Source organism: Flavobacterium sp. GCM10023249, from assembly GCF_042653365.1.
Classification (GTDB): domain Bacteria; phylum Bacteroidota; class Bacteroidia; order Flavobacteriales; family Flavobacteriaceae; genus Flavobacterium.
The window spans coordinates 323553-339848 of sequence record NZ_JBHSHZ010000016.1; the positions used below are offsets into that span (position 1 = coordinate 323553).

Here is a 16296-nt window from a genome sequence, read left to right on the forward strand (position 1 = left end):
TGCTTAAAAAACAATTACTTATACTGCTAAAAAGCCTTAGTTCCAGTTGTATACTACAAAAAACGGTTTGAAAAATCCAAACCGTTCATTGCACCTAGTGTCGTGTAATTATTTCCCAGTATTTGAAACGATGATCTTTTTAGTCACCTTTTCCACACCATTGTCTATATGTAGGAAATAGATCCCATTCGGTAAGAAGCTCAGGTCATAATCCAAATTATACACCCCTTCTTCTACATTGTCATGCACCAATACGCCAACTGATTTGCCTTGCTCATTGAACAATTCGATATGCATAGCAGCAGCATTCGATACTCCGAAATGCAAATGGGTTTCCCCCACAGAAGGATTAGGGTAATTGCCTAAAACCACCAAACTAGAAGTTGCTGTGTTCGATCCTTTTTGCAATGGTGCCTGCGCACTGGCTGTTCCGGTAAACACCGACGGATTGTTGGCTTTCTTTAAAAATTTAGTTCCATCGGCAACATAATACCCGTGTGAGAAAAATTGATCGGTACTTGGTCTATCTATAGTCGCCACATAATTCCAGTCGGCTTGTACCTTTGCCGAGGTTACATCCAAAATAAAATAACCGTGATTGCTCAAATCTGCTTTCTTAATGTGCGGATTGAAAGTATCCACCAACCAATTTAAGAAAGAACTCGAGAAGCCCACAAATTCGTCCAAATTGGAAGAAGTAACGCTTGGCGCCACAAACTCCACACCCATTGAACCGGTTTTGATTAAAGAACTGTATTTCAACAACGTTTCCGGTAAATCGGCTACAAATGTCATGTGAATATCGCCGGTGATGACTACAATATTTTTAACATTATTGGATTTGATATAGTTGTACAAACGTTCTCTTTCTTCCGTATACCCGTTCCAAGTATCTTTCAATTGCAAAGGCAAAACAGGCATCATTAAAACCTGATTTCCAACCACTTTCCATTTTGCTTTGGAAGTAGACAGTTGCTGCGTAAACCATTGAAATTGCGCTTCTCCCAATAGCGTTTTAGAGGCTTTCTTGTCTTGAATAGTAACTCTTTGTAGCTTGTCAAAGATCTCAGTTCGCAATGCTTGCAATTCGGTGTCGGAAATTGGGTTTTCCAATCGCTTGGCATCCCACTGGTATTTATTCAAATAGCCTAATAACTTCGTATACAACGCATCAAATTCAGCTGTAGTCAATGCTTTATTTTCTTCATTCATTTGGAATGTAGTCTCCAAAAAGTGGCGCAGTAACCATTCATTGGATTGTTCTTGCGACATTTTTGAGAAATCCTTACTCTTTACGGTTCTCAAAAAAGATTGATCCGGTTGATCTCTCCCTTCAATACGGGTATCCAATAATAACAAATCGACTAAATTGCCATACTGTATTTTTCTATAAATCTGGTTCGGGCGAATGGCGTTGTCACGAATCGGCATCCATTCAAAATAAGCTTTCCAGGCATTATTTTTTCGGGTATTCCAATCGCCTTCTGTGTCCGGCTGATGGTTTTCTGCTCCGGAAACATAAGCATCGTTAGCAAACTCATGATCGTCCCAAACCACGATAAAAGGATGTTGTTGGTGTACTCTTCGTAGTGCGTTATCCAATTTGTAAAACGAATGACGCACTCTATAATCGTCTAAAGTTATAATTTCATTTTGAGGTTCATGTCCGCGACCAATAGCCTCACTGTACCCAAAGCCACCTTGCTCGTACTCATAAATGTAATCCCCAAGATGAATAACGGCATCAATATCATTACGTTCCGCCAAACGGTCGTATACATTGAAATAACCATTCTGATAATTGGAACACGACACTACGGCAAAACGAAGTTGTTCTATATTTTGAGTAGGAACGGTTCTGGTTCTTCCCGTTGGTGAAGTTACCCCTAAGGCCGTAAAGGTATAGTAATAGGTTTTCCCCGGTTGCAATCCGGTAACATCCACTTTTACGGTGTAGTCTCTACTATCGTTGGTGATAAAGGTCCCATTTTGTACCACTTGCTGCATTTTAGGATCAAGCGCCACTTTCCAGGCTACCGGAATAACCGCATCATTTTTAGGAGTAACACGGGTCCAAAGAATAACATTGGTAGTCGTAGGATCTCCCGAGGCAACGCCATGGTAAAAAGGAAATAAGGAAGCATCCATTTTTCCTGAATTTTCAATTTCTTTTGTCTTTTCGTACGTGTGACTAATTTTAGTCAATCTACTCTTCACAGCACTTTGTCCAAACACAAAAGTGGTACAAAAGATTAGAAACAAAAAAGAAGTTTTTTTCATAATTGTAGTTATTAGTTAAGTATTTTCCTGCAAAACTAGAGCCGCTATATTACCTCTTCCTTAACAAGAGATTAAGAAAAAACTTTACTGTTACATTAAAAAAGTTAGGCATTTAGGATTCCTTTTCACCGAGCAAAACCTTTTCTTTTTTAAATGAATACTGACAATTATCCGACAAATTCGAATGCATACGATAACAATTACAATTCAATAAAAAAAACCAATACACTTGTTTACAAGATAGTACTACTTTGCGATTGGTTCCCTAAAAAAATTGCTTTAAGTGCTTTAAAACACTACTTTTGCGCCGCCATTTTCCTCCCTCAGGAGGAATCGAACCCAAATACAGAAAACCATGTCAATAAAAACAAAATTAGTTTTCCTTTTTATCAGTTTGTGTCTTTCGAGTTGTGTATCTATCCAATCCGTTGTAGACAATTCGTTATTTAGTGAGCCCTACAAGAACGCTTTGATCTTAATCCCTTATGAAAAATCCATGACTCAGAATTTTGTCATCAAAATAAAAGAGAAATTGGAGAAGAAATTTCAGGAAAATCAGACTAAGGTTACTTTTGTCTTATTTGAACGACAAGAAAAGGAACTACAACTAAATAATCATACGGACTACAACGCTATGATTAATGAAAATTTGAAAAAGGAGTACAAGGATTTGATACTCGTCTTCAGACCAACGGTATATGGTTTGAACAATACAGGTGGTGGACTTAATTATGTCAATTATGAGATTACCGGTATTGATACCAAGACGCAAAAAGAAGTATGGAAATCCAAGTTCATGTCGCAAAGTGGCTTTGGTCCTGCCTTTGTCGCAGAAGATACTGCCAATAGCATTATAAAAAAACTAAAAAGCGATAAGATTATTTAGTAAAATGCACTTGTGATTTTAAATGGTAGTCCTACGCAAAGCAAAAACCAAAACCGCCTTTCGAGGCGGTTTTTTATTGGATATAGTTTGAACTACTCTTTATGATAAGGACATCCAGAAGCAGCTGCTTTTGTTTTCGACGTTGGAAATTGTCGTTCAATCAATTCCCTTTGATCGGCAGGAACGTCTTCTATTTTACGAAGGGTATTGATTTGAATGTGGGGCCAGCTCGTAGTACCACCATCATCACCAAAATGGAATTCAAAGAAAATGATTTGCTCGTATTGCAATTGTAGCACTTCTCTTCCGTCTTCAATCACCGTTTCAATCCACATGCGCATGTTCATTTCTACAGTGGGCACATAGCGATTAACAAACGGTACATTTAAAATACCGCCTTGTGCTCCCGTTTTATTTTTAGATGACATCTGAATGAATACGTGATTTTTCACTTTGTCTTCCGCCAAAGCATCACGCAAACGCAAATCAGGACGCACCGAATACGGATACAATGGATTTGCTAGTATTCGTTGGGTGTAAATTTTATTCTCACCCGGGTCATTCTGATCGTTCAAGGTTTCGAAAACCCAAGCCGGTGGCGCTTGATCCAAGTTGATCGGATTGGTTTCGCTCGCTCCTGCTCCACCCATTGTTCTCGAAATGGAAAGATGATCGTATTTCCAAGCGGCATCACCATGAGGGAATTGTGGTGCACCATCGACCAAATACCCTGAGTTGCCCGGTACCAAATCGCCCAATAAAGTTACGGTACTCCCGTGTGGAATTACCCCACTTCTGGAGATGGAATAATCCGGTATAAAGTAAGGCCCCGTTTGACCGGCTCCCTTTTTCAATTCTTTGGCCGCAATGATTTCGGTATAGTGTCTTCCGTTCAGATTTTCCTGCGTAACATATTCCTTTTCGCCTTTTTCATTGACAATCAGAAACAAGGTTTCATCCTGATACCCGCTTGGGTATAAATCTTTATTCGGATTATCCGGAGCAACGGCATGAATCCCTCGGTCTTCTTTAATCGATTGGTCGGTAGCTGCATGATTGAAAACATCACTCAACCACAAGTACATTCCGTTTTCTTCGTGAATGGGCGTATATTGTAATTGGCCATTGACATCATTCACACTTTGAATGCTTTGTTCGTATTTCACTGCGCCACAGAATTGTTCGCTTCCGCCTCCACGATTGCGGACACCGCCCGGAACCAAATCGAAGGTTAGTTTCTCGATATACTCTTCACAAAGGAAACTGTATTTCCCTGGTATTTCCCCTGTATTTGTACCCGGTGAAGGCATAATCGTGGTGTGAATACCGGTACCGTTCATTTTTCTTGGGCTTTGGGCACTGTTATTATAACTTACCCAGGTGCCTTCCAATGCCTGCAAAATACCGTAATCTACATTGTTGACTACTTGTTGTAAATCATCCACATAAAATGGACGGATTGGATCTTCAATCACGAGTTTGGAATAGCCTGACATCAAGTTCTCCAAAATTCCTTGGTCTTCCTGACCATCACTAGTCAGTACCTTTTTGGCACTATTGGCCTGGTCTGCAAGATTTTTACGTTGTAACATTGTATTTCATTTTTTAGTTAGTTGCTTCGTTTGTTGTTCCTCTTCCTACTGTCCTTTAGTGCTTACAATAGTAGGGCAAAATTTAAAATGGGAAATAGGTAGATTTACGTGATTTCGATTAAAAATTAACTCCTAAAAGTTGGAATGATGGAGCGCGCATCAACGAAAAGAGATTGTTTTTTTTTCTATGCATCGATAGTTGACTCCCTCTGTTTATTTGATTTTTCTTACATCCATTTTACTATATTTGTAAAGAGAACCTATTTAATTCCCCAATCTAAAAAATGAAGGACATTAAATACTTTTTGAATTTCGTTGGACGATAAATACTATTGAATGAAAGAAATTTTCTCTAAAACGTACTACTTCTGGATTATTACCAGAATCCTTATCATCGTATTTTGCAGCATTGATGTTTGCAGTTTAATTTCAAAATTTGGTTTTTCCCTTTTGTATTGTGTTGAAATCGTATACGTGCTCGCAAATGCAGTCTTACTTTACAGAGCGCTTTTACAACTCTCTCCCATTATTATTCTGAATTACGTTGTAGGTACCTTATCCATTGGTTTAGGTTTGTTTCTCTTTTACTGGAAATTCACAGAACCCAAACCAACTTGGGGAATCGCCAAATACCAATTCGATTATGTCCGATTGTTTTGTTATATCGCATCGGGTTGGCTTATCGCCTTCGGAGTATTCGATTTTCTTGTGATCAATAAAGAAACAGAAGAATAAAAACAATACATCCCTGCCCTATGAAATACAAAAAAGAAGCCTTATGGTTGCTCATTCCTCTACTATTTAGTATCCTCTGTTATCAATTGGTCTTTGATTTCAGAGATCCGGTCATCGATTTCCCATCGCTTTATTTTTATGTAGAAACCTGGATTGGATTTTTGGAGTTGACCCTTTTGCTATATACCGTATTTTATGGCTATCGAATGGTGCGATTGAAGTACGAAAATCAATTCTCAACTACTGTATTCTTAATCACCAATGCGTTGAGTATACTTTCGTTCCTTTACCTCGCTCGGTTTTTTTATTTTTACAATCAGAGTTACATCCATATGCCTGAAGATACCCATAGCCAAATCAAGAATGCCAACACAGCGACAGCATTTTGGACAATTGCTTTAATCGCTATTGGCCTATTTTTGATGGAATTATTTGTAGCCATCAAAATCTATAAAAAACACAAGGCATAAGTGTTTCAATTTCAAATCGGTATCCAATAATTTACAATGGCTTCGTATAGTTGAAATAATTAGGAAAGGCATTACAACTGTTTTTTTTGAAGTAATTTCATACTTTTGCACGCTTTTTAGAATAGCTGCGAAACCTTATTCCGCGCGACTAAAAGCAATGCTACCTCCTATGTAGGTAACGATAGACAAGACAAAGTAAATTAGTAAAGAGTAAACCTGAAAATGAAAAAAAAAATTGGAATTCTAGCCTTATTGGGGCTTTTATGGTCATCATGTGACAACAACGATATACAATACACTGGAGATCTCGTGGTATCGTCCTATGGAGTTACTGAGCTTGGTGGAAAACCGATAGATAACCTGCATGTTGGCGTTTTTGATATAAATACCGAATTATATTGGGACAATTATGCTATCGCAACGCAACGATTTGATCAAGGGCAAGTCAAATTCAAAGATCTGAATCCAGGAAATTATACTGTTGTGCTTATGGAAAATTCGAATGGTCATCACAAGATTGTTCAAGTGAAAGTAGGAAAAACCACAAAATTGAATTTGTTCAGATAAGTACAAAAAACAATGGTAGAACACAAAACTGCAGTAATAATTATTGAGTTTTGTGTTTTTGTTTATAGGGATTACTAAATTTAACATTGCTATGGAAATAAGACCCGTCATCATTGAAACCGAAAGACTCTTTTTGAGAGGGTATTCCCCTCAGGATATGACTACTCTATTTGACCATTATTCGAAAGAGGAAATTCAAAAACGATTGGGGCACCGTTCGGAGGAAGAGTTCGAAAAGGAAGCATACAAACAAAAAAATGGTTATGCCTCTTATAACCGTAGTTTCCTTCTTTTTCTGTTGGAAGAGAAAACCTCTCAAACCATTTTCGGACGATGTGGACTTCACAATTGGTTTGCAGAACACCGTCGTGCTGAAATTGGTTACCATATTACCATTGAGGACTACAAAAGAAAAGGTTTTATGACCGAAGCTGTAAATGCTGTAATTGACTATGGTTTTACCGAATTGAAATTGCATCGAATAGAAGCACTTGTTGGTAGTACTAACATTCCGTCATTGAAAATCATGGAACAACATCATTTTGTTAGAGAAGGATTGTTACGACAACATTACTATAATAATGGTAGTTATGAAGATTCGGTAGTGTTTTCAAAGTTGGCTAGTGAATATTTTACATCTGGCGACTAAAATTCTATAGAACCACTCATTTTCAATTGTTATCTCGGGCAAATGAATTGGACTGGACTATTTCATGAGGAATAAAAATGCTACTATTATTATTTTAAATAAAAGGCAATGCATAAGCTTTTGTATATTTGATGCTACGACTAATGAATTATTCAAAAATAATAAGTTCGTTGGTACCAAGAATTAGCTAAAATATCATGCAGAAAGTAATTGCTCTCCTATTTTTGATAGCATTTGTGTCTTGTAAACAAGAAAAACCTAATCCTTCCGAAAGCTTTGAGGAAAAAATCGTTGCGATGGCGATTGAACAAAAAAACAATAGAGCAATCGAACTGAAAGACATTTATGACGATCTTGTTACTGAAATTCCTGAGGATAGCATTGAAAAAGCGGTAATGGTTGAAATCTTAAAGGAAAAAGGATTTGCAATCATCCATTGGGGACGAGGCAATTTTACGCATGGCCCTAGAGTTATCAACTACACTTTAAAAAAGGGCAATTGTGAATGTGAAGTCGCTAAGTATTATTATTCAACTACTGAAGAAGCAACCTACTTAAGATCCGAAGCCATTTCATGTCAATAAAAACTATGTATTACCAACAAAATACGATGCAAAAAACCAACTATCTCTTACTCATTTTATCCATTTTCACTTGCATCCTTTGTAGTGGACAATCCAAAAAAGAAACACATCCCAACGGTAATAACTACCTATTTTTTCTCCACAATAGATTTGTAGAAGAAAATGATTTGGATGTCAAACATCCCGAATACGGCAAAGCGGAATATCTTGAAATCATTACCTCCTTTAAAAAGGATGGTTTTATTGTGCTGAGTGAAAAAAGAAAGAAAAACACCGATGTTAAAAAATATGCCGAAAAAATAGTAACCCAAATTGATAGTTTGCTACAAAAAGGAGTCCAACCCAATCATATTACTGTTGTGGGAACTTCCAAAGGCGGCTATATTGCTCAATATGTTGCTACATTTATGGCCAATCCGGACGTGAACTTTGTATTCATTGGTAGCTTTCGGGAAAGTGATATCGAAAACTATCCCCAAATTCAATTTTGTGGCAATATCCTAACCATCTATGAAAAATCAGATGAATTCGGTGTTTCTGCAGTACAACGAAAAAAGAATTCTACACTAAAAATAAATACCTTTAGAGAGATTGAATTGAATACAAATTTGAAACATGGATTTTTATTCCAACCTTTACCAGAATGGATTGAACCTTGTAAAATGTGGGCGAAAAGAAATTATACTTTTGATAACCAAACAATAATCAAACATTAACTAAAGTTCAATGTTAGCAAATATAAAAGCCAATGGAAGATTTTAAATTTACAAACGAACAAATAGAAGAAATAGCGAATTGGACACTTTCGGGATTGACCATGTATTACAGAGATTCACAATTGAGTCAAAACGAAATTCAAAAATATGCTGTGGGACAAATTTTTCGTTCTCAGACCTTTGTAGATGTTTCCGATTACGCAGGGAAATTAACCAAAAATTGCAGGTTCATTTTTGCAACGAACAAAGCTGCTCCCTTATACAAAGTTAATCCTGACACTGAAAAATGGAAGTTGCATACCATCAATACCAACAGTTATTTTAAAGTGCTTGACATCTACCAAAAAGGAGATAAAACCCAGTTTTTTTTATTACACATACCGGCAAACGGAATCGACTTTTTTAGAAATACCATTTTAAGAATAGGAGGCAACAATTTGGAGGAACAGTTCATTGAAAAATCCAGAATCAGTCTGGACCAAAAAATGGAAATGACTATTATTCCTGAACTCGAAGAAAAAGAATGGGTGCAAAGAACTAGCTTTCCTATTGGTTTGGATGTTAAAGGTAACTTTTTCCCATTACAGCCCACCGAAGAAATCATGCCTCAAGCAATTCCAGTCTATAAAGCAATATTCAAAATGACAAATGACACTGAATTGAATATTGCCAAGATTGTACAGCCGTGTAAAAAGGAAAACAAAAGTGGATTTTGGAACAAGTTCTTTGGTAAAAATTAAAGAATTATTGAGTTCGCTTACAAACGGAATGGCATTTTGAAAAGCAATCTACTACTTAATTGCACTCTCACGAAAAAAGAAAACGTACTCAATTATAAAAACCAATGCACCATTTAGTCACTATTCGCGAATACGAACCGAATGATAAAAAGGAAATCATCAACTTGATTCGATTGAATATACCGAAGTATTTTGCCGTAGAAGAAGAGGAAGATTTAAACCTGTATTTGGAAAATGAAAGGGAATTGTATTATGTGGTATTGTACGATCAGAAAATAGTCGGATGTGGTGGAATTAATTTTGCAGACAACACTACGATCGGGAAAATCAGTTGGGATATTTTTCACCCGGATTATCAGGGAAAATCTTTGGGCACTTTATTAATGCAGCATCGCATCGATTACTTGCATTCGATCCCAACAATACAGAAAATAGTAGTCAGAACTTCTCAGGTGGCTTACCTATTTTATGAAAAACAAGGATTTGAACTAGTTGAAATCACCAAAGATTACTGGGCGGAAGGATTTGATCTTTATTATATGCAATTACCACATAATTGAAATTATACCGGAAAAGAAACTAGAAAAGAATTGAATAGATAGTGATTCGATCTAACCCAAACTCAGCGATTACTGGTTTTGAAATGTAGCCGAAGGACTAACCTAATTTCAGCCTTCGTTTTGTAGTTGAATTCTTTTAGGCTATATTTACGAGAATTGGACATAACAGATATGGCTGTAGCAATGGTAACCCAACATAATCTACTAGCATTTCCTAAACCTACAATTCGGACGAATGACAACAACTATCATAATAACATTTTGCGTATTACTGCTCATTGCATACGTATTCGATTTAACATCCTCCAAAACAAAAATCCCATCTGTAATTCTATTACTGATTTTGGGTTGGACAGTACGACAAATGACCGATTGGTTGAACATCCAACTTCCTGACTTTTCCAGTGTTCTTCCAGTTTTAGGAACTATCGGTCTTATTCTGATTGTATTGGAAGGTTCACTCGAACTCGAACTCAATGCCTCTAAACTAGGACTTATCAAAAAATCTTTTTGGGGCGCTCTTCTACCCATGCTGGCTTTAGCCTTTCTGTTTGCCTTTGCTTTTACCTATTTCGGAAACTTCGGCCTTAAAGACAGTTTGACTAATGCCATTCCTTTTTGTGTTATCAGTAGTGCTATTGCGATTCCAAGCGTTCGGAACCTGTCTTCCCACAACAAAGAATTTATCATTTACGAAAGTAGCCTATCGGATATTTTAGGAGTGCTCGTTTTTAACTTTCTTGCTCTTAATGAAACTATCAATGCCGAATCATTTGGCCATTTTGCTTTGCAAATCCTTTTCATTACTATTATTTCTTTCATTGCAACCATTGGGCTTTCGTATTTACTCAGTAAAATTGAACATCATATTAAGTTTGTTCCCATTATTCTTTTGGTCGTTTTGATTTATGCCGTTTCTAAAATCTACCATTTGCCGGGATTAATTTTCATATTGCTTTTTGGATTATTCTTAAATAACCTTGATGAACTGAAACAATTCAAATGGATTGAACATTTCAAACCTAATGAATTAAACAAGGAGGTATTGAAATTTAGAGAAATTACCATTGAAGCTGCTTTTTTGGTAAGAGCCTTGTTCTTTCTGTTATTCGGTTATTTGATTGAAACTACGGAAGTCCTGAATCTAGACACTCTTTCATGGGCTTTGGGAATTGTAATTTTCATTTTCCTTTTTCGTGCCATTCAATTAAAACTGTCTAAACTACCTTTACAACCTTTGTTGTTTGTGGCTCCAAGAGGATTGATTACCATTTTACTTTTTTTGTCTATCGAACCAACACAAACCATTTCTCTTGTGAATAAATCGCTAATCATACAAGTAATCATTCTGTCTGCATTGGTTATGATGATGGGTTTAATGGTCAATACACCTCAAAAAAAGGAAAACTAAATCGTAAAATCAACGGGAGATTCTTCGGATATGAGATCAATAATTCAACAATTAAGAGAAGAGCGAAATTTAACACAAACCGAGCTTGCAGAAAAGAGTGGCCTTTCGTTAAGAACAATTCAAAGGATTGAAGCGGGAACTACTCCCAAAGGATTTACGCTGAAAGCATTAGCGCAAGTTTTTGAAACCGAACCTGAAAAGTTGATTCCCACCAATGAAACCCTAAAAGTTGACAGAGCGAAATGGATCAATTTTTCAACTCTAGCCGGACTGATTATTCCTTTCGGAAGTATTTTATTTCCATTGGTTTTAACCTATAAAACAAAAGATCCCAAAAATAAAGAACTGGGAAAATGCATCGTAAGTTTTCAAATACTTCTAACCGTTGTCATTTCTTTAGTTTTAATCGCAATTCCGTTTGTTCAAAAAGGACTATCACTTCAATTTCCTCTATTTTTAATTCCTGTACTTTTACTAACTACTTTAAATTTAGTGGCTTTTATAGTAAATGGAATAAGTTTGAACCAGCAAAACGACTTACACAAAGCCTTCAAAATCAATTACCTATAAGGATTGTCGTAAATTGACGTAAAATTGGCGTATGCTTTTTACAAAGATTTCCCTTTTTGAAAAGGAAATTTGTAAAAAAATAATCCAATGAAAATTATACGAAAAATTGTATTTGCCTTTTTGGCAATTAGTGGTGTAGCCGCAATTGGTGGCGCTCTTTATTTTGACCGAAAATTTACTCCTAAAGAAAATTATTTAACCGTTGAAAATGAAAGTGGTATCGTTCCATTAATTTGGGAAGGTACGGAAAAGAAGGCGCTATTACTTCCCCTACATTTTGAAAAAGATACTACGACCTACTATTTGCAATTTGACACCGGTTCGCCGTATACTATTTTATACTCACAATCCATACAAAACCTTCCTTCTATCACAACCAAGGGAACCGTAGCAAAAGCCTCCTTTTCTATAGGAAAAACTAAAATCTCATCCGATCAATTCAGCATTTACAATCAAGGAAATGACATCAAAAAAACTGTGGGAGCGCTAAACATAATTGGTACTTTGGGAACTGATGTATTGGACCAACGAAAAACAGTTCTCAATTTTAAAGAAAACTATATGGTTCTCAATTTAACCAAAGTACCTGCTACATTTCAAAACAAACTAACTGATTTTACATTCAAAAAAAGGAGAATAATTATTGAAGGAGAAGTACAAGGTAAACAAGGTAGTTTTTTATTTGATTCGGGAACAAGTGCTTTTGAATTAATTACCAATAAAGAAGTTTGGGAGAATTTGAAGCTAAAAAATTCAAAAATCACAATTGAAAAATCGAAATCATGGGATAAAATTTTGTCTACATTTACCGCAAACAGTAACCAAAAAATACATTTTCACAAAAGCGAAATACCCTTAAAGAATGTCACTTATGTGGAAGGTTACTCTCCTATTCAATATGCAATGATGCAATTTTCAGGTATGACAGGTATGCTGGGAAACAAAATCTTCCTAAACAACAGTTTGTATATTGATTGCTCAGAAAACAAAATCGGAATTGATTAAAACGAAATCGTAACGAGATAAATAATAACCCCAAAAAGGCTTTACAATGGCTATTATTTCCTTTCTTTGATGAAATAATAATAAAAAACGAAGTATCTTCGGATGCAAAAGTCAAAACTTAGAGTTGAAACCCTTTCTTTTTTGCCAAGGAATGGATAATCGTAAACCAATCAGGAAGTACGAATGTCTTACTAAATTCATTTGTTTTTTCAAAAATTAGGCTTCCATTCCAACCTTTGTATTGTTTTTCATCTCTAAGTAAATAAAAATAAAACAATGTATAAACTACAACTACTTACCATCGCATTGGTTTTGCTTCAAAATTTACAAGCACAGCAACTTGTAGGAAAGTGGATTAGTACTAATTTAATCGATTCGGAGAACCAACAGGAAGAATACACGTTACAACCACCCAGCAAAGGTTTTCAGTTTGGTCATGGCCTTACTTTAAACCCAGACGGTACGTTTTACAGTTACCGTATACCGGGTTGCGGATTGGACCGTAATCCGCCTAGAACTCAAGGAAAATACAGCATTATAGACGAAAACTACATCCATTTTTTTCAAGAAAAGAAATACGAGGGAGCGGAAACCTTAATTAACAAAGAGCTTGGCAACTTTTACTATTATCAAAAAGAGACCAATTTCATTTTAGTGAAAAGTACGGGTAATCTTGAGCAAGACAAAAAAAATGTACTGTACCGAAATTTGCTTACCGAAAAGGAGAACGAATTGCGTAACTATGAAAATCTTTTGAATTGGATGCCAATAACGATACAGTTACAAGACGAAACCCAACTCATTTCTAACTGTTTGGCAGAAAACCAAATTAACCATTATGCCATTTTACACTACAAACCTGCTGCCTACCAAAATCAGAGAATCTATTTAGTACAAGTGGGAAATGATTTTAAATATGTCATTTATGATATTCAACACAAACGAATAGCATTGTTTGATGATCATTTGATTACAAAAACAAACACATTGGTTACTGCAATTGACAAGGATACGAACCTTAAAACCACAATTCTTAAAGAGACCTATATTCCAAATAGAACATCCTCTGAAAACAATACGATTACGGTATATCGAAAGAAAAAGAAAATCGAAAAAATCATTTATAATCAATATTTTACTAATGGTGGTGGTTGGTTTACGACTTTCTATTTTGAAAACGACCAACCTGTGTATTTAGAATTTGAGGAGAAAGCGGTATTTAACAACCGTGAAATGGCTTCAAAAATTGCATGTTACATCTCTGATAGTAAAAACGCTAAAATCATAACCAAAACGATTCAATCCGAAGTAGGTAAACTCTATTTTCCCAGCGAACATTATAATCGAGCGATAAACGATGTAAACCAACAACTCAATTATAACTTCAAACCTCTTTGATTTCCTATTGGATATGAAACCTTTCGTCTATCTCCTATTTTTTAGTTTTTCTTTCATCTCATTTGCGCAAAAAAAGTATGAAGTTACTGATGGTGATTTACAGTACATTCATCCCTCTAAAGGAATAATTCTTAAAAAAAACAATGCGTACTTCCAACTCCAAATTGACGTCGATTATACATTGCAACAGCTTAAATTGAAGTCGGTTTTACATCCTATAACACAAGAGGATGCGATTCAATTTGCTCAAAAAAAGGAATCCATTTCTTATAACGAAATCGATGGCAATTTTAATTATGATGCACTTCGAAAAAAGCAATTTATCTATTCTGAAGAAGATACAACCGAAAGCAACTATACGCTCTATAAGTTTTGCCTCTTCAACCCGAATTACTTCGCTATCTTTTCAGAAGAACATGATACCGAAAAGAAACAAATACATACCCGATGTGAAGAATTCCTACCTTATTTGTTGTTACACTTCGGCAAAAAGAAGATAATCTACACGTATGCGCATGAAAAATTATACCTAATACCCGCTAAGAACAAAATCAACTTGTTCGGATTGCATAGTGATTATGTTCCCCAATTAAAGGCTGAAAAAATCGCATTAACCAATCTGGAAATTTATAACTTTTCCAATCATGCTTTTTATGAACTTCAAGAAGAGTATTTCAAAATCGATACTTTATCCGATAAAAAAGTGCTACTGAAAAACAAAGACAATGCAATTCTAATTTCCAAAAAGTATGACTCTATCACTTTAGGAAAAATAATCATTGGCTATTCTCAAAAATCGATTGATTTCTACAATTTAGCCTTGCAGAAGTTAAATTCAACTCCAGTTAAAAGCGGAAAAATAAATCTCGGAAGCATTCAACTCATCGAGAACAACCATCTTAAATTAATTGATTGGACTGGAAAGGAGTTAAAAAAAGCAAAGAATTACACTTTTACTCATTTGTACGAAGCAACTTCAAGAAACTATTACTATGAACTGTCGTTCACGAAATCAAAAAAGAATCATCAACTTACCATAAAGAATCTGCCTTTTTTTTCTTCAGAAAATGAAGCGACGGTGACTGACACAATTCCTTTGATTAACACCTCCGATATTCAAGCAATGTATATCAATACTAAAGCCTTGGATACTTTGGTAACGTCAAAAAAGTACAGACCAACTTCGTCTGCCTCAAATTCAACTGAAAATAGTAATCCAATTCCATTCTACGACTCAATTGTTACCTATTTAAAAAAAGACGGCACCTATGGCATGAATTATTTGAACCATTTTCTCAACCTCGACTATAAAAATGAATTTTTTACGAATAACGAGCTAGCGAATTATCAAAATTTGCAGTCAATTCGGTATATTCCTCCTTTTTACCAATTAAAAAAGAACAACTTGTATATGGTATATCCGTTGCAAAACCAATTCCGTTACAAAACACTCGGCGATTTTCAAGGCAATTTTGCGCGTTTTGAATTACCCAACGGAGTAAAGGGATGGCTCGACAGTAGCGGTAAAGAATACTTCGACGATTAAAACACCTAAGAAATTTACCCTTATGCTCATAGCATTTCAATCGATAACTTCAAACAGCATTTGTCGTGTTGAAATCGTAAAATCCATTATCTTTACTTTATCAACCCACCGTATGACAACAGAAGAGCAAATCCAAGACTATATCGCCTCTCAACCTGAACCGAAACGCAGTGAAATGCAGGAACTTCATCAGCGCATTCTTCAATTGATGCCTAATGCTACGCTTTGGTTTTTCGATGGTAAGAACAGTGAGAATAAAATAGTTTCCAATCCGAATATTGGCTATGGCATCCGAACGATTCATTATGCCGACGGAAAAACCAAAACGTTCTATCAAGTTGGAATCAGTGCCAACCAAACCGGCATTTCAGTATATATCCTGGGTATTGATGATAAAAAGTATTTGAGCGAAACCTATGGTAAAGAGCTAGGCAAAGCAAGTGTAACGGGCTATTGCATTAAGTTCAAAACACTGAAGGACATCAATAGCACCGTACTCGAAGCTGCGATTCGTTATGGAATTGATACTACAGCCTAAAACTGCACTTTCCAATGAATTACAATTACTCCCCAATTATTTCTTACTA

General features: G+C 35.8%; 17 protein-coding genes. 15 read left to right on the forward strand and 2 right to left on the reverse strand.

Translation table 11 applies throughout. The annotated features are described in order from the left end of the window. Nucleotides 1-108: 108 nt before the first annotated feature. Nucleotides 109-2280 (reverse strand): alkaline phosphatase D family protein, encoded by a 2172-nt coding sequence (locus tag ACFO7M_RS15080; protein ID WP_379736579.1) that lies wholly within the window; start codon nucleotides 2278-2280, stop codon nucleotides 109-111. A gap of 355 nt (nucleotides 2281-2635) precedes the next feature. Between ACFO7M_RS15080 and ACFO7M_RS15085 the strand changes: the two genes are divergently transcribed. Continuing rightward, nucleotides 2636-3166 (forward strand): hypothetical protein, encoded by a 531-nt coding sequence (locus ACFO7M_RS15085; protein ID WP_379736581.1) that lies wholly within the window; start codon nucleotides 2636-2638, stop codon nucleotides 3164-3166. A gap of 92 nt (nucleotides 3167-3258) precedes the next feature. Here the strand turns inward: ACFO7M_RS15085 and ACFO7M_RS15090 are convergent, their stop codons facing one another. Next, a complete protein-coding gene (locus tag ACFO7M_RS15090) occupies nucleotides 3259-4758 on the reverse strand; it encodes a peroxidase, FMP-type (protein WP_379736582.1) in 1500 nt (499 codons plus the stop codon). A 336-nt stretch (nucleotides 4759-5094) separates the two neighbouring features. Between ACFO7M_RS15090 and ACFO7M_RS15095 the strand changes: the two genes are divergently transcribed. The 14 genes from ACFO7M_RS15095 to ACFO7M_RS15160 all read left to right on the forward strand — a co-directional run bounded on the left by ACFO7M_RS15095 (nucleotide 5095) and on the right by ACFO7M_RS15160 (nucleotide 16247). Next, nucleotides 5095-5493, forward strand: coding sequence for a hypothetical protein (locus ACFO7M_RS15095; RefSeq protein WP_379736584.1), 399 nt, complete (start codon nucleotides 5095-5097; stop codon nucleotides 5491-5493). Between the two features lie 20 nt (nucleotides 5494-5513). Continuing rightward, a complete protein-coding gene (locus tag ACFO7M_RS15100) occupies nucleotides 5514-5963 on the forward strand; it encodes a hypothetical protein (protein ID WP_379736586.1) in 450 nt (149 codons plus the stop codon). Nucleotides 5964-6185: 222 nt separating this feature from the next. Further along, nucleotides 6186-6530: a hypothetical protein gene (locus ACFO7M_RS15105; RefSeq protein ID WP_379736588.1), complete on the forward strand. Its 345-nt coding sequence runs from the start codon at nucleotides 6186-6188 to the stop codon at nucleotides 6528-6530. Between the two features lie 91 nt (nucleotides 6531-6621). Beyond that, on the forward strand, nucleotides 6622-7179 hold the full coding sequence (locus tag ACFO7M_RS15110; RefSeq protein ID WP_379736590.1) for a GNAT family N-acetyltransferase: 558 nt from the start codon (nucleotides 6622-6624) through the stop codon (nucleotides 7177-7179). Between the two features lie 197 nt (nucleotides 7180-7376). Next, complete coding sequence (locus tag ACFO7M_RS15115) at nucleotides 7377-7763, forward strand: hypothetical protein (protein ID WP_379736592.1); 387 nt, start codon at nucleotides 7377-7379, stop codon at nucleotides 7761-7763. Next, on the forward strand, nucleotides 7754-8479 hold the full coding sequence (locus ACFO7M_RS15120) for a dienelactone hydrolase family protein (protein WP_379736593.1): 726 nt from the start codon (nucleotides 7754-7756) through the stop codon (nucleotides 8477-8479). The genes ACFO7M_RS15115 and ACFO7M_RS15120 overlap by 10 nt, the downstream gene beginning before the upstream one ends. 32 nt (nucleotides 8480-8511) lie before the next feature. After that, entirely contained in the window at nucleotides 8512-9219 is a 708-nt protein-coding gene (locus ACFO7M_RS15125; protein WP_379736595.1) for a hypothetical protein, read from the forward strand. 104 nt (nucleotides 9220-9323) lie between these two features. Then, a complete protein-coding gene (locus tag ACFO7M_RS15130) occupies nucleotides 9324-9779 on the forward strand; it encodes a GNAT family N-acetyltransferase (RefSeq protein WP_379736597.1) in 456 nt (151 codons plus the stop codon). 235 nt (nucleotides 9780-10014) lie between these two features. Then, nucleotides 10015-11190, forward strand: a complete 1176-nt coding sequence (locus ACFO7M_RS15135) for a sodium:proton antiporter (protein ID WP_379736599.1) — start codon at nucleotides 10015-10017, stop codon at nucleotides 11188-11190. A 30-nt stretch (nucleotides 11191-11220) separates the two neighbouring features. After that, complete coding sequence (locus ACFO7M_RS15140) at nucleotides 11221-11760, forward strand: helix-turn-helix domain-containing protein (RefSeq protein WP_379736600.1); 540 nt, start codon at nucleotides 11221-11223, stop codon at nucleotides 11758-11760. 87 nt (nucleotides 11761-11847) lie between these two features. Continuing rightward, a complete protein-coding gene (locus tag ACFO7M_RS15145; protein WP_379736602.1) occupies nucleotides 11848-12765 on the forward strand; it encodes a hypothetical protein in 918 nt (305 codons plus the stop codon). A gap of 276 nt (nucleotides 12766-13041) precedes the next feature. Beyond that, nucleotides 13042-14163, forward strand: a complete 1122-nt coding sequence (locus tag ACFO7M_RS15150; protein WP_379736603.1) for a hypothetical protein — start codon at nucleotides 13042-13044, stop codon at nucleotides 14161-14163. A 13-nt stretch (nucleotides 14164-14176) separates the two neighbouring features. Then, nucleotides 14177-15709, forward strand: coding sequence for a hypothetical protein (locus tag ACFO7M_RS15155; protein WP_379736604.1), 1533 nt, complete (start codon nucleotides 14177-14179; stop codon nucleotides 15707-15709). A 22-nt stretch (nucleotides 15710-15731) separates the two neighbouring features. Next, nucleotides 15732-16247 carry a DUF1801 domain-containing protein gene (locus tag ACFO7M_RS15160; protein WP_379736606.1) on the forward strand — a complete coding sequence of 172 codons (516 nt, stop codon included), beginning with the start codon at nucleotides 15732-15734 and terminating at the stop codon, nucleotides 16245-16247. Nucleotides 16248-16296: the final 49 nt, after the last annotated feature.

What these genes read in the sequence shown, in the direction of transcription:
- ACFO7M_RS15115 (WP_379736592.1), top strand. Translation starts at nt 7,377, where the DNA reads ATGCAGAAAGTAATTGCTCTCCTATTTTTGATAGCATTTGTGTCTTGT.
- ACFO7M_RS15095 (WP_379736584.1), top strand. Translation starts at nt 5,095, where the DNA reads ATGAAAGAAATTTTCTCTAAAACGTACTACTTCTGGATTATTACCAGA.
- ACFO7M_RS15150 (WP_379736603.1), top strand. Translation starts at nt 13,042, where the DNA reads ATGTATAAACTACAACTACTTACCATCGCATTGGTTTTGCTTCAAAAT.
- ACFO7M_RS15110 (WP_379736590.1), top strand. Translation starts at nt 6,622, where the DNA reads ATGGAAATAAGACCCGTCATCATTGAAACCGAAAGACTCTTTTTGAGA.
- ACFO7M_RS15100 (WP_379736586.1), top strand. Translation starts at nt 5,514, where the DNA reads ATGAAATACAAAAAAGAAGCCTTATGGTTGCTCATTCCTCTACTATTT.
- ACFO7M_RS15080 (WP_379736579.1), bottom strand. Translation starts at nt 2,280, where the DNA reads ATGAAAAAAACTTCTTTTTTGTTTCTAATCTTTTGTACCACTTTTGTG.
- ACFO7M_RS15105 (WP_379736588.1), top strand. Translation starts at nt 6,186, where the DNA reads ATGAAAAAAAAAATTGGAATTCTAGCCTTATTGGGGCTTTTATGGTCA.
- ACFO7M_RS15135 (WP_379736599.1), top strand. Translation starts at nt 10,015, where the DNA reads ATGACAACAACTATCATAATAACATTTTGCGTATTACTGCTCATTGCA.
- ACFO7M_RS15090 (WP_379736582.1), bottom strand. Translation starts at nt 4,758, where the DNA reads ATGTTACAACGTAAAAATCTTGCAGACCAGGCCAATAGTGCCAAAAAG.
- ACFO7M_RS15125 (WP_379736595.1), top strand. Translation starts at nt 8,512, where the DNA reads ATGGAAGATTTTAAATTTACAAACGAACAAATAGAAGAAATAGCGAAT.
- ACFO7M_RS15130 (WP_379736597.1), top strand. Translation starts at nt 9,324, where the DNA reads ATGCACCATTTAGTCACTATTCGCGAATACGAACCGAATGATAAAAAG.
- ACFO7M_RS15145 (WP_379736602.1), top strand. Translation starts at nt 11,848, where the DNA reads ATGAAAATTATACGAAAAATTGTATTTGCCTTTTTGGCAATTAGTGGT.
- ACFO7M_RS15140 (WP_379736600.1), top strand. Translation starts at nt 11,221, where the DNA reads ATGAGATCAATAATTCAACAATTAAGAGAAGAGCGAAATTTAACACAA.
- ACFO7M_RS15160 (WP_379736606.1), top strand. Translation starts at nt 15,732, where the DNA reads ATGCTCATAGCATTTCAATCGATAACTTCAAACAGCATTTGTCGTGTT.
- ACFO7M_RS15085 (WP_379736581.1), top strand. Translation starts at nt 2,636, where the DNA reads ATGTCAATAAAAACAAAATTAGTTTTCCTTTTTATCAGTTTGTGTCTT.
- ACFO7M_RS15120 (WP_379736593.1), top strand. Translation starts at nt 7,754, where the DNA reads ATGTCAATAAAAACTATGTATTACCAACAAAATACGATGCAAAAAACC.
- ACFO7M_RS15155 (WP_379736604.1), top strand. Translation starts at nt 14,177, where the DNA reads ATGAAACCTTTCGTCTATCTCCTATTTTTTAGTTTTTCTTTCATCTCA.